The organism is Pseudomonas sp. HP_01, from assembly GCF_055284355.1.
In genome coordinates, this window is the sequence record NZ_JBTOPV010000014.1 from 31504 (window position 1) to 56263 (window position 24760).

At 60.3% G+C, this 24760-nt stretch carries 11 protein-coding genes; 7 read left to right on the forward strand and 4 right to left on the reverse strand.

Translation table 11 applies throughout. From position 1 onward, the window contains the following. The first annotated feature begins 5 nt into the window (after positions 1-5). Both ACYAR8_RS10695 and ACYAR8_RS10700 read left to right on the forward strand, forming a co-directional pair. Positions 6-1331: an HlyD family type I secretion periplasmic adaptor subunit gene (locus ACYAR8_RS10695; RefSeq protein ID WP_074892610.1), complete on the forward strand. Its 1326-nt coding sequence runs from the start codon at positions 6-8 to the stop codon at positions 1329-1331. Beyond that, positions 1328-2725 (forward strand): TolC family outer membrane protein, encoded by a 1398-nt coding sequence (locus ACYAR8_RS10700; RefSeq protein WP_463579851.1) that lies wholly within the window; start codon positions 1328-1330, stop codon positions 2723-2725. Before ACYAR8_RS10695 ends, ACYAR8_RS10700 begins: the two co-directional genes overlap by 4 nt. A gap of 11 nt (positions 2726-2736) precedes the next feature. On the opposite strand, the gene ACYAR8_RS10705 is transcribed toward ACYAR8_RS10700, so the two are convergent. Next, positions 2737-3897 carry a glycosyltransferase family 4 protein gene (locus ACYAR8_RS10705; RefSeq protein ID WP_463579852.1) on the reverse strand — a complete coding sequence of 387 codons (1161 nt, stop codon included), beginning with the start codon at positions 3895-3897 and terminating at the stop codon, positions 2737-2739. Between the two features lie 170 nt (positions 3898-4067). Here ACYAR8_RS10705 and lapG point away from each other — a divergent pair, with 170 nt between their 5' ends. After that, positions 4068-4763, forward strand: a complete 696-nt coding sequence (lapG, locus tag ACYAR8_RS10710) for a cysteine protease LapG (RefSeq protein ID WP_463579853.1) — start codon at positions 4068-4070, stop codon at positions 4761-4763. Positions 4764-4771: 8 nt separating this feature from the next. Continuing rightward, the gene (gene lapD / locus ACYAR8_RS10715; RefSeq protein ID WP_463579854.1) at positions 4772-6718 is read left to right on the forward strand and encodes a cyclic di-GMP receptor LapD; all 1947 of its coding nucleotides are present in this window, start codon (positions 4772-4774) and stop codon (positions 6716-6718) included. Between the two features lie 1483 nt (positions 6719-8201). On the opposite strand, the gene ACYAR8_RS10720 is transcribed toward lapD, so the two are convergent. Continuing rightward, positions 8202-8540, reverse strand: a complete 339-nt coding sequence (locus tag ACYAR8_RS10720; RefSeq protein ID WP_074892614.1) for a tryptophan synthase subunit beta — start codon at positions 8538-8540, stop codon at positions 8202-8204. A gap of 83 nt (positions 8541-8623) precedes the next feature. Continuing rightward, entirely contained in the window at positions 8624-18379 is a 9756-nt protein-coding gene (locus tag ACYAR8_RS10725) for a retention module-containing protein (RefSeq protein WP_463579855.1), read from the reverse strand. A 402-nt stretch (positions 18380-18781) separates the two neighbouring features. On the opposite strand from ACYAR8_RS10725, the gene ACYAR8_RS10730 reads away from it, so the two are divergent. From ACYAR8_RS10730 to ACYAR8_RS10740, 3 genes are read left to right on the forward strand one after another with little or no spacing between them, the layout of a single operon-like run. Next, the gene (locus tag ACYAR8_RS10730) at positions 18782-20131 is read left to right on the forward strand and encodes a TolC family outer membrane protein (protein ID WP_074892621.1); all 1350 of its coding nucleotides are present in this window, start codon (positions 18782-18784) and stop codon (positions 20129-20131) included. Between the two features lie 49 nt (positions 20132-20180). Further along, positions 20181-22334, forward strand: a complete 2154-nt coding sequence (locus ACYAR8_RS10735) for a type I secretion system permease/ATPase (protein WP_074892616.1) — start codon at positions 20181-20183, stop codon at positions 22332-22334. Further along, positions 22324-23697 (forward strand): HlyD family type I secretion periplasmic adaptor subunit, encoded by a 1374-nt coding sequence (locus ACYAR8_RS10740; RefSeq protein ID WP_074892617.1) that lies wholly within the window; start codon positions 22324-22326, stop codon positions 23695-23697. The genes ACYAR8_RS10735 and ACYAR8_RS10740 overlap by 11 nt, the downstream gene beginning before the upstream one ends. A gap of 750 nt (positions 23698-24447) precedes the next feature. On the opposite strand, the gene ACYAR8_RS10745 is transcribed toward ACYAR8_RS10740, so the two are convergent. Next, positions 24448-24738, reverse strand: coding sequence for a DUF2845 domain-containing protein (locus tag ACYAR8_RS10745; RefSeq protein WP_074892622.1), 291 nt, complete (start codon positions 24736-24738; stop codon positions 24448-24450). Between the last annotated feature and the right edge of the window lie 22 nt (positions 24739-24760).

A 24760-nucleotide genomic window follows, 5' to 3' on the forward strand; every position in this document is an offset into this window, starting at 1 on the left:
CTTGAATGACCAGTAACGCGATTACCGTGCTCGACGAGCATTCTGAAGACATGCCCACTTCCGACCGTGGCATCCGCCGGGTTGGGATGACCATTGTGCTCGTGACCTTTGGCTTGTTCGGCACCTGGGCCGCTTTTGCCCCGCTGGGCAACGCCGTTTACGGTTCCGGTGTCGTCACCGTGCAGAGCTACCGCAAAACCGTCCAGCACCTTGAGGGCGGCATCGTAAAAGAACTGCTCGCCCGTGACGGCGACACGGTGCACAAGGGCGATCCGTTGATCATCCTTGACGATGGCCAGCTCAGTTCTGAGTACGAATCCACCCGCAATCAGCTCATCACCGCACGGGCCAAAGAAGCGCGTCTGCGTGCCGAACGTGACGATCAGCCGGCCATTCCGGCGCTGAAGATCGACGGTGTCGAAAGTGATCGTGCCCGTGAAGCCATCGACGGTGAGGCTCAGGTGTTCCGGTCCCGGCATGACGCGCGCCTGGGCGAGATCTCGGTGCAGAAAGAGCGCATCGGCCAGTTGAAGCAGCAGATCATCGGCCTTAACGACATGATCGCGACCAAGGTCAGTCTCGAAAAATCCTACACCGGTGAAATCACCGAGCTGAAGGACCTCTTGCGTCAGGGCTTCGTCGACAAGCAGCGCCTGCTTGAACAGGAACGCAAGCTGGACATGCTCAAGTCGGAGGTCGCTGACCACCAGTCGACGATCACCAAGACCCGTCTGCAGATCAACGAAACCGAGATGCAGATCGTTCAGACCAATCAGAAATTCAGCTCCGACGTGGCCAAGGACCTGAGCGATGTGCAGGCGCAGGTCTTCGATTTGCAGGAGAAAGCCAGCGCGCTCAAGGACAGGCTGTCGCGCATTGTTATCCGCGCCCCGGAAGACGGCATGGTGCTGGACATGAAAGTGCACACCATTGGCGGGGTGGTCAGCGCGGGGACGCCGCTGCTGGACATCGTGCCGGAGTCTTCGGACCTGGTCGTGGAGGCGCACGTCTCGACCAACGACATCGACCGCATCACCCTCGGCAAACTCACCGATATCCGCTTCAGCGCGTTCAACGCGGCCACCACGCCCGTCATTCAAGGGCAGGTCACGCGAATTTCCGCCGACCGTCTCACTGACGAGAAGACCGGCGAGGGCTATTACCTGGTGCGGGTGAAAGTCACCGATGAAGGCATGCAGCGGTTGGGCAACCGCAAACTGCAGCCGGGCATGCCGGCGGAGGTGCTGATCAACGCGGGCGAACGCACGATGCTGCAGTACCTGCTCAAGCCTGCGCGCAACATGTTCGCCAAATCGATGATCGAGGAATGACCGTGGTTCGTATGCTTCCTGGTCTGCTGTTTGGCTTGTTTGCGCTGAACGCCAATGCGGCGCAGCCCGCCGCCCCGCAACAGGTCAGCGCTTCGACCTATTCCCTTGACCTGATGACGCTGTACAAGGAGTCGCGGCTTGAAGATCCGCGCATTCTTTCGGCCTACGCCCATGCACGCTCTGCCAGGCAGCAGGAGCGTGAGGCGTTTGGCGGGTTGCTGCCCCAGGTCTCGGCGAGCAGCAATATCAACCGGATTCTGCGCAAGGATGAGCAATCCCGGGACATCTACGACAACAAAAGCTATTCGCTGAACCTGAGCCAGTTCATCTACAACAAGGAAGCGTGGGAGCGTTATCAGAAGGCCAAGAGCGTCACGCTGCAGAAGAGCTCGCAGTCCGAGGACTCTCAGGCGGAAGCGACGGTGGACCTGGCCAAACGCTATTTTGCTGCGCTGGCCGCCGACGATGCGCTTGAACTGGTCTCGGCCGAGCGTCGTGCCACTCAGGGCAGCCTTGATCGCGTCAACGCTCTGTACGCTAGGCAGATGGCCAAGATCACCGACATGCTGGACCTTAAAGCCCGGGTCGACTTGCTGATTGCTCAGGAAATTGAGGCGCGCAATCAGGTGCGTCTGTCACGTGAAGGGTTGTCGGAGATCGTCGGCCGTCCGATCAATGATCGCCTGAGCCGCATCCGTAACGACATCGCCCTCGAAGCGCCGACGCTGCCGCTGGACGCCTGGATCGCCCAGGCGCTCGACAGCAACCCGCGACTCAAAGCCTATGAAAGCAATCTGGCGGCGGCCGATGCAGCGGTACGCGAAGGGAAGGGCGGTCATTATCCCTCGCTCAGTTTCAACCTCGGGGCTTCGCAGAGTGACGTCGGTTACGACAACACCCTGACCCCGCGCAGCGACAGCTATGTCGCCACCATCGGCCTGAAAGTGCCGATCTACAGCGGTGGCTCGACTTCAGCGCGGGTAAGTGGGCTGTATGACGAGCAATACGCAGCCGAGCAGGATCTGGAGGGGGTGCGCCGGCAAGTGGTGAAGGAGACCACTAACGCGTATCTGACGGCTCAGTCTGCCGTGGACAAGATCCGCGCGGGGCAGAATGCATTGTCTTCGGCCAAGCAATCGAGCATCGCCGCGCAGAAAGCCTTCAGCTATGGCGTGGTTAACGCCGTCGATGTGCTGACCGCCGTGCAGAACGAATTCAAGGCCCGTGGCGATCTGCTGAAATCTCAGTACGACTTCATCACCAACTTGTTCATTCTCAATCGCTGGGCCGGCAAGCTGTCGCAAGAGAGCGTTGCCAGTGTGAACGTCTGGCTCGGCGGGGATGATTCGGAAGCGCTGAAGGACTTGGGTAATTCAGCCCCCAAGTCCAAGTAGCCAGCAGTCAATCAAGCTTGCCGGTGTGCCGCCAATACTTTGCGGTACACCGCCAGCGTCTGCCGTGCGCATTCCTGCCAAGTGAACTGACGGGCGCGTTCCAGTCCTATTTCAACCCGTTCGGTCCTGAGTGCGTCGTTACTCAAAACGTCGAGCATCGCCGCCGAGATGCTCGATGCATCGAGCGGGTCGACCGCCCAGGCGGCATTGCCGGTCACTTCCGGCAGCGACGTGGTGTTTGATGCGATAACCGGGCATTTGGCTGCGAATGCTTCGATGACCGGCAGGCCAAATCCCTCATACAGAGAAGCGAAGACCAGCGCGCCGGCGCTTTGCAGCAACGCCATAACCTCGGATTGAGGCAAGTAGCTAAGCCAGCGCCCTTCGCCGCGTTCCTCCAGCGCTTTTAGCTGCGGAAGTAGATCTTCGTTGGCCCATCCGTCACGTCCTACCACGATCAGCGGATGCTGTTTGCGAACCGACTCCGGCAGCGCGTTGAACGCCTCCAGCACCTTGGGCAGGTTTTTGCGCGGCTGCAGCGTGCCGATGAACAGAAAAAACCCGGGTTTGATCTGATGCTTGCTCAGCACGGCGTCTCGGGTTTCAAGCGGGATGCGCTCGAAATACACCGGATCAACGCCAAGGGGCGTTACGCTGATTTTCTCGGGGGAAACCCCAAAGTGCGTGATCAGATCCTGCTTGCTGTGTTCTGAGATCGTGATCAGATGGTCGGCACCGCGCACGCTTCTCGCAAAGAGCCAGCCTTTAAAGGTCTTGTAATTTTGTCTGATCCACTCCGGATGGATCAGCGGAATGGCGTCCATCACCGTCGCCACCACGGGAACACCACTAATTCTGGGAATGTGGTGGTCGGTCGCATGGACTAGGTCGACATCTCTACGTATAGCTGCCGAGGTTGGCAGCGGCAACTTAAGTAGTCCGCTAGACAGCACATGAATGCGGAAGTCCGCCATGAGTGTCTTGGGCACGCCACAGGCGAGCTCCGGCAGATCGAGGCCAAACGCATACGGCTTGACAGTGATGTCACTGGCTTCGCTTTGCTTAAGCTCTTCCATAGCCTGCCACAGAGAGCGGGTGTACACACCGATACCATCCAGATGACCGGCACGTTCACATCCTGCCCACACTGTACAGCTCAAACCAATATCCATACGCGTTTCCAAACCAATCCGGTGAGTCATTAAATCAAGGGGCGCGAGCCTATCATGAGTCACGTTTGCGGGCATTTGCTTCCGCGCATGATCGCACTGCGCCATTGCGTTTCCTGCCCCAACCCCTCACCATCGCTTTCCGTTATCCATTGCCCGATGGACTAGACAAATTGGCAGCACGTTCGGCTCAAAAGCGCCCTGGATTATGGATGCTTCTGGCGCTTGCACTGACGTGCACGGCGTGTGTCGGCTATCTGCGTGCGGATTGGGATTTTTCTCTGATCAGCCGTCGCGCCGAGGCGCTGTACGGGCCATTGGGCGCCGGCAAGCAGCGCATCGATGCCTGGCAGAACCTGCTGGCGACCGAGAAGCAGGTCAGCGAAATGGACAAGCTCAACGTCGTGAACCTGTTCTTCAACAAGCAGATGCGCTACGCCGAAGACATCGACCTGTGGCACGAGGTCGATTACTGGGCCACGCCGGTCGAGTCGCTGATCAAGGGCGCGGGGGATTGCGAGGATTACGCGATCGCCAAGTATTTCAGTCTGCGCCGCTTAGGTGTGCCCAGCGAGAAGCTGCTGATCACTTACGTTAAAGCGCTGCGCCTGAATCGCGCGCACATGGTGCTGACCTATTACTCGAGCCCCAACGCCATGCCGCTGGTGCTCGACAGCCTGATCGACGAGATCAAACCCGCCAGCCAACGCACGGATCTGTTGCCGGTGTATGCCTTCAACGCTGAAGGGCTGTGGCTGCCGGGCGCGCAGGGCAACAAGAAAGTGAGCGACACCAAGCGTCTGTCTCGGTGGCAGGACGTGCTGAAAAAAATGACTGCAGAAGGCTTCCCCACCGAGCCCGAGAATTAGGAGTACTGATGTCTCTGTTCAAACAGCTGTTGATCGCGATCTGTCTGTTTCTGGTGGTTGCCTTTGCGGGGAGTTTTGTCGTCAGCCTCGAAAGCTCGCGGGCGCAGTACGTCAATCAGTTGCGCTCCCACGCCCAGGACGCTGCGACCTCGCTGGCCCTGTCGCTGACGTCCAATATCGATGACCCGGCGATGGTTGAGCTGATGGTGTCGTCGATCTTTGACAGCGGTTATTACGCGAGCATCCGGGTGGTGGACCTGGCCAGTGGCGACGCGATCGTCGAGCGCAGTGCGACGCCGGACAATCAGGGCGTGCCGCAGTGGTTCATCAATGCGATCGGGCTTGAGCCGGCGGGCGGCGAAGCGATTGTCAGCCGTGGCTGGCAGCAGACGGCGCGGGTTGAGGTGGTGAGTCATCCGATGTTCGCGTTGGCGAAACTGTGGCAGAGCGCGCTGGGCAGCCTGGGTTGGTTGCTGGTGTGCGGCGTGGTCAGTGCGATTCTGGGGGCGATGCTGTTGCGTCGTCAGCTCAAGCCGCTGGATTACATGGTGGCGCAGTCCCAGGCGATTGGTCGTCGCGAGTTCCTCGTTCTGCCTGAGCTGCCGCGCACGCCGGAGCTGCGCCGGGTGGTGCAGGCGATGAACCAGATGGTCGAGAAGCTCAAGGCGCTGTTTCAGGAAAGCACCGAGCGCAGTGAGAAGCTGCGCATCGAGTCGTATCAGGACAGCCTGACCGGGCTGTCCAATCGCCGTTATTTCGATATGCAGCTCAACGCCCACGTCAGCCATCTGGAAGACGGTCGCGCGGGGTATTTGATGCTGTTGCGCGTCACCGATCTGGCCGGTCTGAACCAGCGTCTGGGCGGCAAGCGCACCGATGCATTGCTGGTGGCGGTGGCGGAGCAACTGGTGCGTCACTGCGAGAAGTTTCCGGAAACCCGTAACCTCATCAGCCGCAGCCGAGGCGGTGAGTTCGCCGTGCTGGCGCCGGGCATGGTTCACGATGAAGCCGTGCAGCTGGTGCAGAATCTTGAGGCGGCGCTGATGAGTCTGGAAGCCACCGGTGCCTCCGATGTCTCGCCTGTCGCGCACATGGGGCTGGCGCCGTACAGCCCGGGCGATGCCTCGATGACCCTGCTGGGGTTGGCGGATCAGGCGCTGTCCCAGGCTGAAAGCGGCGGCGAGCAATCGTGGTATTGCATCGAGCGCGGCGCGATTGGTGATCTGGGTGAGGATCAGCACGCGTGGCACAGGACGTTGGACCATGCCCTTGAGCACGGGCGTTTTCAGTTGTTCTTCCAGCCGGTGGTGGCGTCTGGCGATGGCGCGACCGTGATGCATTACAAGGTGCTGTCGCGCTTGGTCGATGCTGACGGCGAGACAATTCCGGCGGGGCGCTTTCTGCCGTGGCTGGAACGCTTTGGTTGGTCGAGCCGGCTGGATTTGCTGATGTTGCGGCAAGTGCTGGGGCATCTGGGTACGCACAATGAGCGACTGGCGCTGAACCTGTCGGCGGCCACGCTGAACGACGCGGCGGCGCTCAACGAAGTGTTCAACGCCCTGCGCCAGCACCCGAAACTCGGCGCCCGCCTGACCTTCGAGATCGGCGAGGAGCAGGTGCCGGAGCAAGCGGTGCTGGAGAAGCTGACCCGACGCCTGCAAGAAGCCGGTTATTCCCTGGCGCTGCAGCGGTTTGGCGGGCGTTTCAGCATGATCGGCAACCTGGCGCATCTGGGGTTGGCGTATTTGAAGATTGATGGCAGCTACATCCGCACCATCGACCAGGAGAGCCACAAGCGGTTGTTTATCGAAGCGGTCCAGCGCGCGGCCCACAGCATCGACCTGCCGCTGATTGCCGAGCGTGTTGAGACAGAAGGTGAACACCGGGTGATCCTTGAGATGGGGATTGAAGGGGTACAGGGGCAGTTGTTCGGAGACCCTGCGCCGTGGAAGTGATGGGCTGAGGGATGCGCCTGCTGTTTTGCTCAATGTCGATGGCTGACGCGCTATGTGTAGGCGCGCGCTTGCCCGCGAATGCGGTGTGTCAGACGACATGAATGTCACAGACCCGCCGCTTTCGCGACCGTCGTAACCTCCGATTGCTCCTACAGGGGGATTTGCGTTCGACGCGGATCTGGAGGCGGGTGCGTAAATCCGATCGACGCGGATTTGGATGCGGGTACATAAATCCGTTCGACGCGGATTTGGGTGCGGGTACGTAAATTTGTTCGACGTTGATTTGGATGCGGGTGCAGAAATTGTAGGAGTGAGCTTGCTCGCGATTGCGGTGTGCCAGACGACATTGATGTAACAGACCCGCCGCATTCGCCAGCAAGCCGGCTCGTACGGATTTGTATGGGTTGGTCAATAGGCGTTGTGTCAGGCGTGGGGGGGGCGCCCCGGAAAACGCCTTCGCGGGCAAGCGCGCTCCTACGCCCTTCGGGCAGAGGCAGACCGTGATCCATGCCATTTCATCCTGCGATTTGAGACGTGCGGGGTGGTCATCCAATGCGTCTGCCGGTGGAACTCAATAATGCTGGCTGACGCGCTCTGTGTAGGAGCGCGCTTGCCCGCGATTGCGGTGTGTCAGGCGACATTGATGTCACAGACCCGCCGCTTTCGCGACCGTCGTAACCTCCGATTGCTCCTACAGGGGGATTTGCGTTCGACGCGGATTTGGGTGCAGGTGCGTAAATCCGATCGACGCGGATTTGGATGCGGGTACATAAATCCGTTCGACGCGGATTTGGGTGCGGGTACGTAAATTTGTTCGACGTTGATTTGGATGCGGGTGCAGAAATTGTAGGAGTGAGCTTGCTCGCGATTGCGGTGTGCCAGACGACATTGATGTAACAGACCCGCCGCATTCGCCAGCAAGCCGGCTCGTACGGATTTGTATGGGTTGGTCAATAGGCGTTGTGTCAGGCGTGGGGGGGGCGCCCCGGAAAACGCCTTCGCGGGCAAGCGCGCTCCTACGCCCTTCGGGCAGAGGCAGACCGTGATCCATGCCATTTCATCCTGCGATTTGAGACGTGCGGGGTGGTCATCCAATGCGTCTGCCGGTGGAATTCAATAATGCTGGCTGACGCGCTCTGTGTAGGAGCGCGCTTGCCCGCGAAGGCGGTGTGTCAGACGACATTGATGTAACAGACCCGCCGCTTTCGCGACCGTCGTAACCTCCGATTGCTCCTAAAGGGGATTTGCGTTCGGCCAGGATTTGGATGCGGGCACCTAAAACCGTTCGACGCGGATTTTGGATGCGGATACAGGAATTGTAGGAGTGAGCTTGCTCGCGATTGCGGTGTGTCGGTTACCTTTTATCAACTGACAGAACGCATTCGCGGGCCCGCGCGCTCTTGCATCCAGCGCGTCCGCCAGCATTGTTTTTTTGAATGGGGACCCTTAAGCGGGTAAGCGCATCAGGTCGGGGAAGTGGGCTTCAGATCAGCCGTTGTTCATCGTCATTGATCAAATCACTCAGGCCGCCCAGTGTTTCCCGGGCCTGGGTACGATCCATCAATTTCGCCTGTGCGGCAGAGGGGAGGTCGGTGATGTTGAGGATGCCTTTGCTGGTCAGGACCTGAATCAAGTCGTCCAGTACCCGGATCATGTCCATGTCGCTGGACTTAAGCTGGATCAGGCTTTTCTCGACCACTTCGTTGGCAAACCAGGCTTGCACCTGATGGTCATCGGGCGGCAGTTGCTCGCTTGCTTCGGCAAAGGCCGTCGCTTCCACGCGAATTAGCGTGCCATCGGCATCGCGCTGAACGTAAAACATGGCTCATTCCTCAGGGACTAACCGGGCTGGCAACCGTCAGGGACGGCTGCCAGCACAGTACAACAGCTCTCGCGACTCAGCTATCAGTGGTGATCGACTTTGATGGTCGGATCCGCACCGCTCACCAGCGAGTTGACCATGGCATTGCTCCAGGTCACGCCCTCCACCTTGATGTGCACATCGGCCGTGGTCGCCGCGGCAGCCGCAGTGACGTTCGACGCGAACTGCCCGGTGGTGCTGACCTGCAGAATGGTGTCATGGCCATCGTTGCTGACCTGCAGGTACTTGCTGAGGGTGTCGGTGTCTTCACCTTGCAGCAGGTCGCGCAGATCAATGCGGTCGCCAGCATCCTTGTTGAAGTCCTTGATCACGTCAACGCCACCGCTGTTGGTGTCGCCAGCTTTCCAGGTAAACGTGTCTGCACCGGCGCCGCCGAAGAGGATGTCGTTGCCTTTACCGCCGACGAGCACGTCATTGCCACCCTGACCGAACAGAATGTCATTGCCATTGCCGCCCAGCAGGGTGTCGTTGCCGTCCAGCGAAGTCGACGACTTGCCGGCCAGGTCTGCTACCTGATCAATGTGGCTGGTCACGAACGAATGCAGCGTCTTGTCGTCGATGGTCGACACGTTGACGTGCAAGGTATCCGCCGCGAACGCCTTCAGCGCCGTAATGCCGCCCTGGTTGTTGAAGGTGATCAGATCGCCGAACAGGATGTCATTGCCGTCGCCACCGTTGAGGGTGTCGCTGCCCGGCGCGATGGTTTTCTGGTCGCCCAGCACCGCTTTCGCCAGGTCATCGGCGTTGACGTTGTTCAACGAGTGGTGGTCGCTGTCGTAGCGATCGAGGGTGGCCGTCTTCACGCCCGAGCCCAGACCGATTGCTTCGATGGTTGGCGACTGCTTCAACAGCAGTGCGTAGCCGGTGTCCGCGTCGGTGATGACCGCCTGGCTACCGTTCATCTCAGGAGAAGTCAGGCTGTATTCCTTGCCACCCTTACCGTCGGCATGGCTGGTCAGTACGCCGGCCCACTTGCCGCTCGCGTCGTAAACAGTGCCATCGCCTGTGATGACCGTTTTGCCGTTGATCTCGTACGTTGTTTTTTCCTTCCAGGTCACCAGCGCCATCGCCAGGGTGAAATCGGAGCCATTAACCTTGCCAAGCACCGTGCTGGTGTTCTGGTAAACGTTAGGCTCGCCGTCGGTGATGAAGTAGGTGCGGTTCTCGCCCGTCGGGTTGCTGCTGTTCAAGCCGGCAAACCAGTTCGCCGTGGTCTTGAACGGATCTTCGTAGTTGGTGGTACCGCCCGAGGTCATCCCGGCCAGCGCTGCGGACAGGGTCTTCATGGCAGCAGCCTTGTCAGACATGTCCACAGCAACGGTCGAGCGCACGTTGGTGTCGAAATCCACCAGCAGCACGTTGATCTTGCCGGCGTTGGCCGTCTGGGCACCGTTCGCCAGTTTCTCGAAGACCGATTGCAGCTGGGTCTTCGCCGTGTCGAGGTTTTTGCCCATGCTGCCCGAGCTGTCGACGATGAAGGCGATGTTGTAGCTCTTGCCCTGCACGATGGTCGTGCCGCTGACGTCGCCAACGATGATGTCGCCGCCGGGGGTGCCGTTGATTGGCGTCGGGTCGGTGCCGGCCAGGCCTTCACTCGATTTGTAGGTCTGAGACTCGACAGTAACGGTGATCGCCTTGCTGTCGCTGGCGCTGGCCACGGCGCTTGGGACCCCTGGCACAGTCGCTTCGGTCGCGGTCGCCGTGACGTTCAGCGTGAACTTGCCGCTGAAGTAGTCAGGCGTGGTGATGCTCAGCGTCGACAGGTCAAATTTGCTGACGTCGATCGTGTCCATCACGGTTTTGCCGTTTTCGACGTGGGTCGTCACGGTAGCCGTGTGGCCCACCGCGTCGGTCAGTATCGAGCCTGCCGGTGCGCCGCCGCTCAGGGTGGTGACGTGAGTCTCCGAACCGTCGAGGCTGTCGCCGAATACCGCTTTGACCGGGCTGAGCTTGATCGCGGCGCCTTCGCTGCCGTGGTTCAGCTCGTAACCGGTGTAGTAACCCTCACCGCTGCCAACCGTGCCTTCGTGCAGCGGCGAGACGTTCAGGCCGGAAGCCTTGAGGTCATCGACCGTTGCGAACAGCAGCACGTTGCTGCCGTTCAGGGCCACGGTCTGAGTCGCGCCGGTGCCGACGTTCTTGTCGACCAGGTTGATGTTGTAGCTGCCCGGGCCCGCCTGGTTGTAGTGGTAGATGTCCAGGGTGTAGTAGCCGGACTCCGTTGGCGTGAAGCCCGCACTCTGGATCTTGCCGCCCGCGCCCCATGTGGCGTTGGCTGCGGTCTGGCCACCGACGGTGATCAACAGACTGTCGTCCGCGGTACCGGAGAAGGTGTAGGTGTGGCCGGCTTCCATGTACATCAGACCGGACAACTTGGTGCCGGTCCCGACCGAGACGGACGAGTCCTGCGCACCGCTTGCGACCGTGTGCGTGGTCGGATCCACGGTGGTGTTGAAGCCGGCCTTGATGGTCGATTCGTTGGCGCCGTTGCCGTCGGTGCCCATGTTTTTCAGCGTACCGACATAAACGTCTTTCACCAGACCGGTCGACTGAACGACACCGTTACCCAGCGTCACCAGCGGTTGGTCGGCGACAGGCGCCACGCTGATGGTGCCGGTGGCTGGCGTGGAGTCTGCCTTGCCCTGGTTGTCCACTGCCTTGTAGGTAAACGAAGTGCTGCCCGCCCAATCGGCGGCTGGCTTGAAGTACACCGTTGCAGCGTTGCCGACTGCCGCAATGTTGCTCAGGCTGGTCAGCGCGACCTTGCCTGCAGCGTCGGCGTAGAACGTGCCGTGTGCCGCCATGTCGACCAGGTTGAAGTGATCGACTTTACCGTCCACATCGGAGCCGGTCAGCTTGACTGCGATGGTGGTGTCTTCGTTGCCCGCTGCCGACGCTGACTTGGTCACCGGTGCATCGTTGACGGCAATCACGTTGACCTGGCTGTCGTGAACGACGGTCTGGTTGTTGGTGCCGTTGGCATCCACGTCGGTGACCGCGATGGTCACGCCGCGTGGCGTGGTGCTCGGGTTGTTGCTGCTGTCGGCATAGGTGATCGACTTGATCACGGTTTCGTAATTGGCTATCGAAGCCTTGCCGGTCAGATTGATGTAGATGGTGCCGTCGGCGTCGTTGGTCAGGGTGTACTTGATGCCCAGACCGGTATCACCGCTGTTGCTGTCCTTGTAGTACTGGGACACGATCAGGTCTTCGGCCTGAATGCCGGTCAGCGTGATTTTCGCGCTGCTCAACTCGGTACTGTCGACGTCGGTGATGCTGAAGTCTTTGACGATCGGCGTCGCTGCACCGTTTTCGGTGTAGGTGATGCTGCCGAAGTTGACCACCGGCGCGTCGTTGACTGGCGTTACGGTGATGGTGCCGGTGGCCGGGGTGGTGGAAGCCGTGCCCTGGTTGTCGACGGCGGTGTAGGTGAACGGCGTGCTGCCATTCCAGTTCGCGTCCGGCTTGAAGTAAATCGTCGCGCCATTGTTGGTGGCGGTGATGCTGGTGGTACCGGTCAAAGGCTGGGTGCCGGCAGCGTCCGAGTAGAACGTGCCATTGGCAGGCGTGTTGACCAGGGTGAAGTGGTCAATGGTGCCGTCCACATCGGAGCCGGTCAGCTTGACGGCAATGGTGGTGTCTTCGTTGCCCTTGCCTGTGGCGTTGTCGACAACAGGCGCGTCGTTCACGGCGATCACGTTGACCTTGCTGTCGTGCACGACAGTCAGGTTGTTGGTGCCATTGGCATCCACATCGGTGACAGCGATGGTCACGCCACGTGGCGTGGTGCTCGGGTTGTTGCTGTTGTCGGCGTAGGTGATCGACTTGATCAGGGTTTCGTAAGCGGCTACCGAAGCCTTGCCGGTCAGATCAATGAAGATGTTGCCGTTGGCGTCGTTGCTCAGCTTGTAGCTGATACCCAGACTGGTGGTACCGGTGGTGCCGTCGGCGCCGCCTTTGTAGTACTGAGAAACGATCAAGTCTTCAGCCTGAATGCCGGTCAGCGTGATTTTCGCGCTGCTCAGCTGAGTGCTGTCGACGTCGGTGATGCTGAAGTTGTTGACCAGCGCTACCGCGGCACCTTTTTCGGTGTAGGTGGTGCTGTCGAAATTCACCACCGGCGCGTCGTTGACAGGCGTAACCGTGAGGGTGCCGGTTGCCGGGGTGGTGGAAGCCGTGCCCTGGTTGTCGACGGCGGTGTAGGTGAACGGCGTGCTGCCGTTCCAGTTCGCGTCCGGCTTGAAGTAGATCGTCGCGCCGTTGTTGCTGGCGGTGATGTTGGTCAAGTTGGTCAGCGGCTGGGTGCCTGCCGCGTCGGAGTAGAACGTGCCATGTGCAGGCGTGTTGACCAGATTGAAGTGGTCAATGGTGCCGTCGACGTCAGAGCCCGTCAGCTTGACGGCGATGGTGGTGTCTTCGTTGCCCTTGCCTGTGGCGTTGTCGACTACCGGCGCGTCGTTGACCGACGCAACGTTCACGGTCAGTGACTGCTTCGTGGTGGCCGAGTCCTTGTTGGCGCCTTCGGTCGACGTCGAGCTCACTTGCAGGTCGAACGAGCCGTTGAAGTCTTTCGGCGGCGTGATGGTCAGGGTGCTCAGGTTCCAGCCGGTGAGGTAAGCCTCGCCATCGCCGCCTTCCGAAACAGGGAGGGAGGTGTAGCTGTGGCCATTGCCATCGCTCAACACCGCGCCCACTGGAATGCCGCCCACAATGACCGGGCCGAGGGACTCGGAACCGTCGGTGTCCACCAGTGCAGCGCTCAGGTCCAGCTTGATGGCGCTGTCTTCATTACCTTGGGCGTTAGTGACGGTGACGATCGGCGCATCAGCCACTGGCGTGACATTGATCGTGCCCGTTGCCGTGTTGCCGGCGGGCAGATTCTGGTTGTCGACTGCGGTGTAAGTAAAGTTGGTATCGCCTGCCCAGTTCGCGTCCGGCTTGAAGTAGATCGTCGCGCCGTTGTTGCTGGCGGTGATGTTGGTCAAGTTGGTCAGCGGTTGGGTGCCGGCGGCGTCCGAGTAGAACGTGCCATGTGCAGGCGCACTGACCAGGTTGAAGTGGCCAATAGTGCCGTCGACGTCAGAGCCAGACAGCTTGACGGCGATGGTGGTGTCTTCGTTGCCCTTGCCTGTGGCGTTGTCGACGATAGGCGCGTCGTTCACGGCGATCACGTTGACCTTGCTGTCGTGAACGACAGTCTGGTTGTTGGTGCCGTTGGCATCCACGTCGGTGACCGCGATGGTCACGCCGCGTGGCGTGGTGCTCGGGTTGCTGCTGTCGTCGGCGTAGGTGATCGACTTGATCACGGTTTCGTAAGCGGCTATCGACGCCTTGCCGGTCAGATTGATGTAGATGGTCCCGTCGGCGTCATTGGTCAGGGTGTACTTGATGCCCAGACCGGTTTCGGCGCTGTTGCTGTCCTTGTAGTACGGGGACACGATCAGGTCTTCGGCCTGAATGCCGGTCAGCGTGATTTTTGCGCTGCTCAGCTGAGTGCTGTCGACGTCGGTGATGCTGAAGTTGTTGACCAGCGCTACCGCGGCACCTTTTTCGGTGTAGGTGGTGCTGTCAAAATTCACCACCGGCGCGTCGTTGACAGGCGTAACCGTGAGGGTGCCGGTTGCCGGGGTGGTGGAAGCCGTGCCCTGGTTGTCGACGGCGGTGTAGGTGAACGGCGTGCTGCCGTTCCAGTTCGCGTCCGGCTTGAAGTAGATCGTCGCGCCGTTGTTGCTGGCGGTGATGTTGGTCAAGTTGGTCAGCGGCTGGGTGCCTGCCGCGTCGGAGTAGAACGTGCCATGTGCAGGCGTGTTGACCAGATTGAAGTGGTCAATGGTGCCGTCGACGTCAGAGCCCGTCAGCTTGACGGCGATGGTGGTGTCTTCGTTGCCCTTGCCTGTGGCGTTGTCGACTACCGGCGCGTCGTTGACCGACGCAACGTTCACGGTCAGTGACTGCTTCGTGGTGGCCGAGTCCTTGTTGGCGCCTTCGGTCGACGTCGAGCTCACTTGCAGGTCGAACGAGCCGTTGAAGTCTTTCGGCGGCGTGATGGTCAGGGTGCTCAGGTTCCAGCCGGTGAGGTAAGCCTCGCCATCGCCGCCTTCAGAAACAGGGATGGAGGTGTAGCTGTGGCCATTGCCATCGCTCAGCACCGCGCCCACTGGAATGCCGCCCACAATGACCGGACCAAGGGACTCAGAACCGTCGGTGTCCACCAGTGCAGCGCTCAGGTCCAGCTTGATGGCACTGTCTTCATCGCCTTGGGCGTTGGTGACGGTGACGATCGGGGCATCAGCCACTGGCATGACGTTGATGATCCCGTTGGCTGGCGCTCCCGCTGGCAGATTCTGGTTGTCGACAGCGGTGTAGGTGAAGCTGGTGTCACCGGCCCAGTTCGCGTCCGGTTTGAAGTAGATCGTCGCGCCATTGTTGGTCGCGGTGATGTTGGTCAAGTTGGTCAGCGGTTGGGTGCCAGCGGCATCGGCGTAGAACGTGCCGTGCTCTGCCATGGTGACCAGGTTGAAGTGATCAATCTTACCGTCGACGTCAGCGCCGGTCAGCTTGACGGCGATCGCCGTGTCTTCGTTGCCCTGGCCCTGAGCCGCGCTCACGGTCGGCGCATCGTTAACCGGCGTGACGTTGATGACACCGGTGGCGCTGCCCGACAAGTTGTTGGTGCCGTTGGCATCCACGTCGGTCACTTCGATGGTCACGCCACGCGGTGTGGTGCTCGGGTTATCACTGCTGTTGGCGTAGGTGATCGAGTTGATCACCGTGGTGTAGTCGGCGACCGACGCGTTGCCGGTCAGATCAATCACGATGTTGCCGTTGGCGTCGTTGCTCAGCGTGTACTTGATGCCAAAGGCGGCATCGCCGCTGTTGGCGTCCTTGTAGTACTGGGAAACGATCAAGTCTTCAGCCTGAATACCGGTCAGCGTGATTTTTGCGCTGCTCAGCTGGGTGCTGTCGATGTCGCCGATCTGCAAGTTGTCGACCAATGGCTGAGGTGCGCCGTTCTCGACGTAGTCAGGGTTGGTGAAGGTGACGGTAGGCGCGTCGTTAACCGGCCCGACGGTCACGGTCAGAAACTGCGTCGTGGTGGCCGAATCCTTGTTGGCGCCTTCGGTCGACGTCGAACTCACTTTCAGGTCGAACGAGCCGTTGAAGTCTTTCGGCGGCGTGATGGTCAGGGTGCTCAGGTTCCAGCCGGTGAGGTAGGCCTCGCCATCGCCGCCTTCAGAAGGAGGGATGGAGGTGTAGCTGTGGCCATTGCCATCGCTCAGCACCGCGCCCACTGGAATGCCGCCCACAATGACCGGACCAAGGGACTCTGAACCGTCGGTGTCCACCAGTGCAGCGCTCAGGTCCAGCTTGATGGCACTGTCTTCATTACCTTGGGCGTCGGCAACGGTAACGATCGGCGCATCGGCCACTGGCGTGACGTTGATGATGCCGTTGGCTGGCGCGCCGGCTGGCTGGCCCTGATTGTCGACGGCGGTATAGGTGAAGTTGGTATCGCCCGCCCAGTTCGCGTCCGGCTTGAAATAGATCGTCGCGCCATTGTTGGTCGCGGTGATGTTGGTCAAGTTGGTCAGCGCCTGGGTCCCGGCGGCATCGGCGTAGAACGTACCGTGCTGGGCCAGGGTGACCAGATTGAAGTGATCGATGGTGCCGTCGACGTCAGTGCCGGTCAGCCTGACCGCGATGGCGGTGTCTTCGTCGCCTTTGCCCGAAGCGTCGATGACGGTCGGTGCGTCGTTGACCGGGGTGATGGCGACTTCGCCGGTGGCGCTGCCCGTCAGGTTGTTGGTGCCGTGGGTGTCCACGTCAGTCACTTCGATCGTCACGCCGCGTGGGGTGGTAACCGGGGCGTCGCTGCTGTTGGCGTAGGTGATCGAGTTGATCAGCGTGGTGTAGTCGGCGATCGAGGCGTTGCCGTTCAACTGAATGACGACGTTACCGTTGCCGTCGTTGCCCAGCGTGTAGCTGATGCCCGAGGCCGTGGTGCCGCTGTTGCCACCCTGGAAGGACGGCGATGCGATCAGGTCTTCGGCTTGGACGCCGGTCACGGTGATCTTCGCGCCGCTCAACTGGCCGCCGTCGACGTCGCCGATCTGCAGGTTATTGACCAACGCCTGGGGCGCGCCGTTTTCGACGTAATCGGTGCCGGTGAACGAGACGGTCGGGGCGTCATTGACGGCGACAACATGCACGATGCTGGTGGCCGGTGCGGAGTCGTTCTGGCCGTCGTTGACGGTCACAGTGATGGTGCGATCAGCAACGCTTGGGTCTTCGCTGCTGTTCTGGAAGGTGATCGACTTGATCACGGCTTCGTATTCGGCAGCGGTGGCCGCGCCCGTCAGGGTCAGTACGATCTGGCCATTGACGGTGGCGGTGCTGACCGCGATGTTCGCGTTCGGGCTGCCCACCACCAGGGTGTCGGCGTCCTGAGGGTTGGTCAGGGTGACTTTCGCGCCTTGCAGGTTCGGGCTGTCGGCGTCGGTGACGGTCAACTGGTCGGCGATCGATACGCCAGCCTGGCCTTCGGTGAAGGTGGTTTCGCTGTTGGTGCCGTTAGCGCCGCCATTCGGATCAACAACCGGCAGAGCATCGTTGTCGATGATGGTGGTAGTGACGCTGCCGTTGGTAGCGCTGACAGCGACGTTCTCGAAGTTGCCGCCGCTGATGGCGCCGATCGCCACGGTGACGTTTTCAACGCCTTCCGGGATCGTGTCATTAAGGGTGTTCAGGTCGAAGGTGACGCTGCTGCTGTTGGCAGGGATCTTCACGCTGACCACTTGCGTGTAGTCGGTGCCGTTGGTCGCGGTGCCGCTGTAGGTCAGGTTGATCGTGACTTCGGTCTGCGCCGGGTTGCTCAACGTAATGGTGTACGTGGCGGCCTGGCCTTCAATCACCGACTGGGTACCGGTGATGCTGGCAATGGTGGTGTCGATGGTGTCGGTGATGGTGGTCACCGCCGGCGTCGGATCGGTCGTCACGACCAGGCCGCCACCGCCCGTTGTGCCAGTGATGGTCGTGCTGATAACTGAAGGGTCGATGTACGGCGTGTTGTTGTCAGCCACTTGAACAGTGGTAGAGCCCGACGTGTCGCCGCCACGAATGACGATGGTCGACCCGTTGGACAGGGTAATGGTCAGGTCCGATGTCGGGGCCTGCGTGACGTTTGCCGTGTACACCAGCGCGCCGCCGGCTTCGGTCAGCGTCTGGGTGGCGGTCAGTGTCAGGGTGCCCGTTGGCTGAGGAGCGGCGGCGTTGCCATTGCCGTTGTCGATCGGCAGGCCGTTGCTCAGCGTAGGAGGCGGCACAGCCGTCGTCCCCAGACCGTTGGTCGGGAAGCCGATGGTCGGATCCACTTCGCCCGCCGTCTCGGTGAGCATCACCACGCTGTGGCCGCCGCCTGCGTTGCCGCCATCACCTGGGGCTGCTTGCGGACCTGCTGCAGTGGCTTCGAGGTCTTTGGTCGGGTCGGCGCCGGCGGCGATGGCCTGCTGCAGTTCAGCAACGGACGGTGCCGCTTGCGCGGTGGCTTCGGCAAGGTTGGTGGTAGAAGCCGGTGCGTCTGCGCTCCACTGGCTGTCACGGCCAATGTCCAATTGACGGCCATCGGCAAGCTGCAGCGTGACTGCGCCTCCCGGGCCTGTCACAAGCTGCTCGCCGGTGAACAACCGGTCACCCTCGATGAGCACACGACGAATCCCTTCCGGGGAAACTGCGACTACCTGGCCAACAATGCTTTTGACGATGGCAACAACACTGCTCATGGGGGTGACTCTCCGAAATTACCGTTCAGTTGGTATCCATCATGCTGACCGGCCTTAACTAACGCCGCTTCATACCGGGATACGTAAAAATTCGCATTTGTTTCGATGCCAGATAAACAAGTTAGGGAACTTACTAAGTTGCTCCTAATCTGGCGTCAATTTGTCAACAGCAGGTCGGCACCGGAATTAACTTTCTGCCAAAGTATTGACCTATTCGGCGACATCCTAAACAATCGCTTCCGTAATGTCACATTGATATTTGATGAGATCGCGTATTTCTGCAGTGTGATCGCAAGCGCCCTTCAGAACACTCTCGAAACGATCACTTCAATGGCCATTTTTACGATGCGGCAGTGTGTATTGCTGCGTTTTGAACAAGTACGTTCTCGGGAAACCACCAAAATGCGTAAGCACCTCTTCACTGCTGTACCCCTTATCCTTTGTGCCGGCTTCGTTCAGGCCCAGACCCTGCAGTCCGCCATGCAGAAAGCCATGGACGAACATCCCGAGGTGCAGGCCGGCATCAACGCCCGTATCGCCCAGGACTACGCGCTCCGCGCTGCGAGAGGCGGCTACCTGCCGCGTGTCGACGTCACGGCTGGCTACGGCCGGGCCGGTTCCGATACGCCAAGCACCCGTGCCTCGACCGGTCGTCACGACTACCAGACGCTGGACCGCGGCGAGTCCGCCATCCGCCTTCAGCAGATGCTGTTTGATGGCTTTGCAACAAGTAACGAAGTTGCGCGTCAACAAGCCACCGCCAATTCCCGGGCATACTCGCTGTTAAATACAACCGAACGTACCGCGTTGACTGTTGCGCAGGTCTATCTGGATGTTCTTACCCAGCGTGAAATGGTTCGGCTGGCTGAAGAGAACCTGAAGAGTCACGAACGTATTTACGACCAAATCAAACTTCGCACTTCCCGCGGCGTGGGTCGTATGGCCGATATGGACCAGGCCGATGCCCGTCTGGCACAGGCTCGTAACAACCTGATCACCGAACAAACCAACCTGGCCGACGCACAAACCAATTACTTGAGTGCCGTTGGTCTGGAAGCTGATCAACTTGAAGCACCGTCGCCGTTCGCGATGATGCCTGCCGATCTGAACGAAGCCCGCCGCCAGATGCTGGAAAACAGCCCGGTGCTGCGCTCGGCCGAAGCCGACATCGTTGCCGCTGAAAAGCAGTACACCTCGGCTCAGTCCAATTACTACCCGCGTTTCGATGCAGAACTGGGCCGCAATGCCGATAACAACATTGGCGGCGACGAAGGCCACAACAATGGCTGGGAAGCCATGGTCCGCATGCGCTTCAACCTGTACGCCGGTGGCAGCAACAAGGCCGACCTGCAATCGAAGTCGTACCTGTCGAGCCAGGCACTGGATATCCGCAACAACGCATTGCGTCAGTTGAACGAAGAACTGGGCCTAGCCTGGAACGCCTACAACAACGCCAATGCCCAGGTGCCGATCGCTCAGCAGTACGTCGAGCGGGCCAACAGCGTGCGTACCTCGTACCAGCAGCAATTCAGTCTGGGAGAGCGTACCCTGCTCGACCTTCTCGACAGCGAGAACGAGTTGTTCACCGCGCAACAGCGTCTGGTGCAGCTGAAAAACCTGCAGACGTACACCCAGTACCGCATCAAGGCGGACATGGGCACATTGCTGAAAAGCCAGGGCGTCGTAGCGCCGATGGCATCGGTTGTGCAGAACGATGTCAAACCGACCGTTCAGCTGCCGGGCATGAACTGATTCTTGACGGAGTCAGCTTCTTTTAATCGTTAAGAAAGAGAGTGTCAGCGTGGACTTGGAATTACCTTCGGCTCAATTAGGTCATGATCCACGCAGCCAGCACGACGATCCGTTACTCGACGGGCTGCTGACACTCTGCGCCCTGCACCACAAGCCAGCGAGCCGGGCGATGCTGACCACCGGTCTGCCATTGCCCGACCAACGCCTGAGCCCGGATCTGTTGCCTCGCGCCGCAGCCCGGGCCGGCTTGCAGGGGCGTTTGCTGCAACGCAAGCTCACCCAGATTCCCGAGATCGCCTTGCCCGCCTTGCTGCTCCTGAAAGAAGGGCGCTCTGCCGTTCTGCTCGGTTGGGAGGGTGAGTCTGCCCGCCTGCTGATCAGCGAAAGTAACGGTGGCGAAGTGCTGATCGAAACCGAAGCGCTGGCGCAGGATTACAGCGGTCGGGTGTTTTTCGCACAGCCGCAGCATAAATTTGACGTAACCCAGGGCTCGCTCATTCCACGTGCTCGCTCCTGGTTCAAAGACACACTCAAGCTGTCTCGCTGGCTTTACGTCGACGCGATCGCTGCCAGCTTCGTGATCAACCTGATCGCGCTGGCTACCCCTCTTTTTGTCATGAACGTCTACGACCGTGTCGTGCCCAACCAGGCCACCGCAACCTTGTGGGTGCTGGCGACCGGTATCTGTGGCGCGTTCCTGTTTGACCTTTTGCTCAAGGGCCTGCGCAGTCTGTGCCTGGACCTGGCCGGCAAGAAAACCGACCTGATCATTTCCGCCACGCTGTTCGAGCGAATCGTCGGCATGGCGATGAAGTTTCGCCCCGCGCGGGTCGGCAGCTATGCCCAGAACATCCATGAGTTCCAGGGCATGCGTGACTTCCTCACCTCGCTGACCCTGACCAGCCTTATCGACCTGCCGTTCACGTTGATCATCCTGTTGGTGATCGCACTGCTGGGCGGGCATCTGGTGTGGATTCCGATCATTGCCTTCCCGCTGGCGCTGGGCATCGGCCATTTCCTGCAAAAACCGCTGACCTCCACTCTTGAGCGCACCATGGCGCTGGGGGCCGAGCGTCAGTCGAGCCTGATCGAAACCCTCGCCGGCCTGGATGCGGTGAAGGTCAACAACGCCGAAAGCGAGCGTCAGTACCAGTGGGAACACACCATCGGTACGCTCAGCCGCCTGGAACTGCGGGTCAAAGTGCTTTCCGGTCTCGCCATGAACATCACGCTGCTGATTCAGCAACTGGCCGGCGTCGCGATGATCTGCTTCGGCGTCTACATGATCATGGACGGCGTCCTCAGCATGGGCGGCCTGGTGGCGTGCTACATGCTCAGCGGCCGCGCCCTTGGCCCGTTGGCGCAACTGTCCGGCCTGCTGACCCGTTATCAGCAAGCCAAAGTGACCATGGTCTCGGTCGATCAGATGATGGAGCTGCCGCAGGAGCGCAACTTCGATGAGCGTCCGCTCAGCCGTCAGGTCCTGCAGGGCGCCATGGAATTCCGCAACCTGGAGTTCACGTACCCGAACCAGCAGAACCTGGCGCTGCGCAACATCAATCTGGTGATCCGCCCGGGCGAGAAGGTCGGCATCATCGGCCGTAGCGGTTCAGGCAAAAGCTCCCTGGCCAAGCTGCTGGTCGGTTTGTATCAGCCGGACGAAGGTTCGCTGCTGGTCGATGGCGTCGACATTCGCCAGATCGACGTCAGTGAAGTGCGCCACAACATTGGTTACGTCGCCCAGGACATTCAACTGTTGTCGGGCACGCTGCGCGACAACCTGATTTCCGGCGCGCGTTACGTGGATGACGAGATGGTGTTGCAGGCCGCTGAACTGGCCGGCGTGCATGAATTCGCCAGCCTGCATCCCCAGGGCTACGAGCTGCAAGTAGGTGAGCGCGGCCAGAATCTGTCTGGTGGTCAGCGGCAGAACGTCGCCCTGGCGCGGGCCTTGCTGCTCGATCCGCCGATCCTGTTGCTCGACGAACCCACCAGCGCCATGGACAACACTGGCGAAGAACGTTTAAAGCAGCGCCTGTTTGGCGTTATAGAGAAAAAGACCGTGATTCTTGTGACACACCGAGCTTCGTTGCTCAGCCTGGTTGATCGCCTGGTGGTCATCGACCGCGGCCAGATCGTGGCCGACGGCCCGAAAGCCGCCGTTATGGAAGCGTTGAAGAAGGGGCAGATCAGTGTTGCTTAAGTCAGGTCAAAACTCCGGTGGCGGCATCTTCGGCTACTTCAAGGGCTCGCCTTCGCTGGAAGGCCAGGCGCTGCCCGAAGTCAAAAAGGCATTGGTGGACGACGCTCCGCGCATCGTGCGGCTGACCATTTGGGCCGTGATCCTGTTCTTCGTGTTCTTGCTGGTCTGGGCGAACTACGCCGTGATCGATGAAGTGACGAAGGGCGAGGGCAAGGCCATTCCGTCGACCAAGATCCAGAAGATCCAGAACCTGGAGGGCGGCATCGTTGCGCAGATCTATGCCCATGACGGCCAGATCGTCGACGCTGGCGCCCCGCTGATTCGTCTCGACGACACCCGTTTTGCGTCCAACGTTGGTGAGACTGAGGCTGATCGTCTGGCCATGCAGCTGCGCGTTGAGCGCCTGAGCGCCGAGGTCGATGATCGTCCGCTGAACATCAGCGCCGAAGCGCGCAAGTTGGTGCCGAATCAGGCGTCCAACGAAGAGTCCCTGTACAAGAGCCGCCGTCAGCAACTGGTGGACGAAGTGGGTGGTTTGCAGCAGCAGTTGATTCAACGGCAGCAAGAGTTGCGCGAATTTGCTTCCAAGCAGGAGCAATACCGCAGCAGCCTGGGCCTGTTGCGCCAGGAGATCGGCATGTCCGAGCCGTTGGTGTCCCAGGGCGCGGTGTCGCCGGTGGACATCCTGCGACTGAAACGCTCTGAGGTCGAAACCCGTGGTCAGCTGGACGGCACCACCCTGGCAATCCCCCGCGCACAAGCGGCGATTGCCGAAGTGCAGCGCAAGATCGATGAGACCCGTGGCAAATTCCGCAGCGACGCGCTGACGCAACTGAACGAGGCGCGCACCAACCTTTCGAAGGCGCAGTCGACGGCCAAGGGCCTTGAAGACCGCGTCAACCGTACGATGGTGACGTCGCCGGTGCGTGGCGTGGTCAAGCAGATGCTGGTCAACACCGTCGGCGGGGTGATTCAGCCGGGCAGCGACATTGCTGAAGTGGTGCCGCTGGATGACACGCTGTTGGTAGAAGCGCGCATTCGTCCACAAGACATCGCCTTCCTGCACCCGGGTCAGGAAGCGATGATCAAGTTCACCGCCTACGACTACACGATTTATGGCGGGCTGAAAGGAAAGCTGGAACAGATCGGCGCTGACACCATTCAGGACGAAGAGAAGAAGAACACCTTCTACGTGATCAAATTGCGCACCGACCGCAGCCACCTCGGCACCGATGAGCACCCGCTGCTGATCATCCCCGGCATGGTCGCCTCGGTGGACATCATCACCGGCAAGAAAACCATCCTGAGCTACCTGCTCAAACCCGTACTCAAAGCCCGTGCCGAGGCATTGCACGAGCGTTGATGGCAGAGGGCCGCGTGCTTTTAGTGGGACCGGCTTCAGCCGGGAAGGCGTCAGGTGCCACACCGGAATCTATGGTGTTCACACGGGCCTCTTCCCGGCTAAAGCCGGTCCCACTGACACGCCGCACACTCGTAGGACCGGCTTCAGCCGGGAAAGCGTCAGGCGTGACACCGCAAATGTATGGTTGTTCTCGCGGGCCTCTTCCCGGCTAAAGCCAGTCCTACAGACCGCGCACTAATAGTGGGACCGGCTTCAGCCGGGAAGGCGTCGGGCGTGACACCGCAAATCTGATGGTGTTTGAACTGACCTCTTCCCGGCTAAAGCCGGTCCCACTAAAAGCGACGCGCCGCGCCCCCTAGTGCGGCAGGCTTGAGTCCGCGGGGGTCTAAACACATCCTACTGAAGCACCGCGCACTAATAGTGGGACCGGCTTCAGCCGGGAAGGCGTCAGGCGTGACACCGCAAATCTGATGGTGTTTGAACTGACCTCTTCCCGGCTAAAGCCGGTCCCACTGACACGCCGTACACTCGTAGGACCGGCTTCAGCCGGGAAAGCGTCAGGCGTGACACCGCAAATGTATGGTTGTTCTCGCGGGGCTCTTCCCGGCTAAAGCCAGTCCTACAGACCGCGCACTAATAGTGGGACCGGCTTTAGCCGGGAAGGCGTCGGGTGTCACTCCGCAAATGTACGGTGTTCACACTGGCCTCTTCCCGGCTGAAGCCGGTCCTACAATAAATTTTGCGCAGCCATTACCTCCCGCGTTTGCTATCAATCCTCACCAAGCGCCCGCCTTCAAACCGCAAATACTGGTACATGCCGTTGCTCGGGCCGTAGATCCATTCCTGGACCTGCACCTGATCCACCTGGCGGTAGTGATTGACGGTTTCCTTGTAGCCGATGATGTCCTGGCTGACCGGCTGGCCGCATTTCTGCTGCACTTCAAACATCCGGTCGCCGACGCTGATCAGCTGGCTGCCGCAGCGCAATGTATCCGCCTGGGCCACGCCCACCAGGGCGGTCATACCGAGAATCAACGCCATCCTCGTTATCGCATTCTTCAAA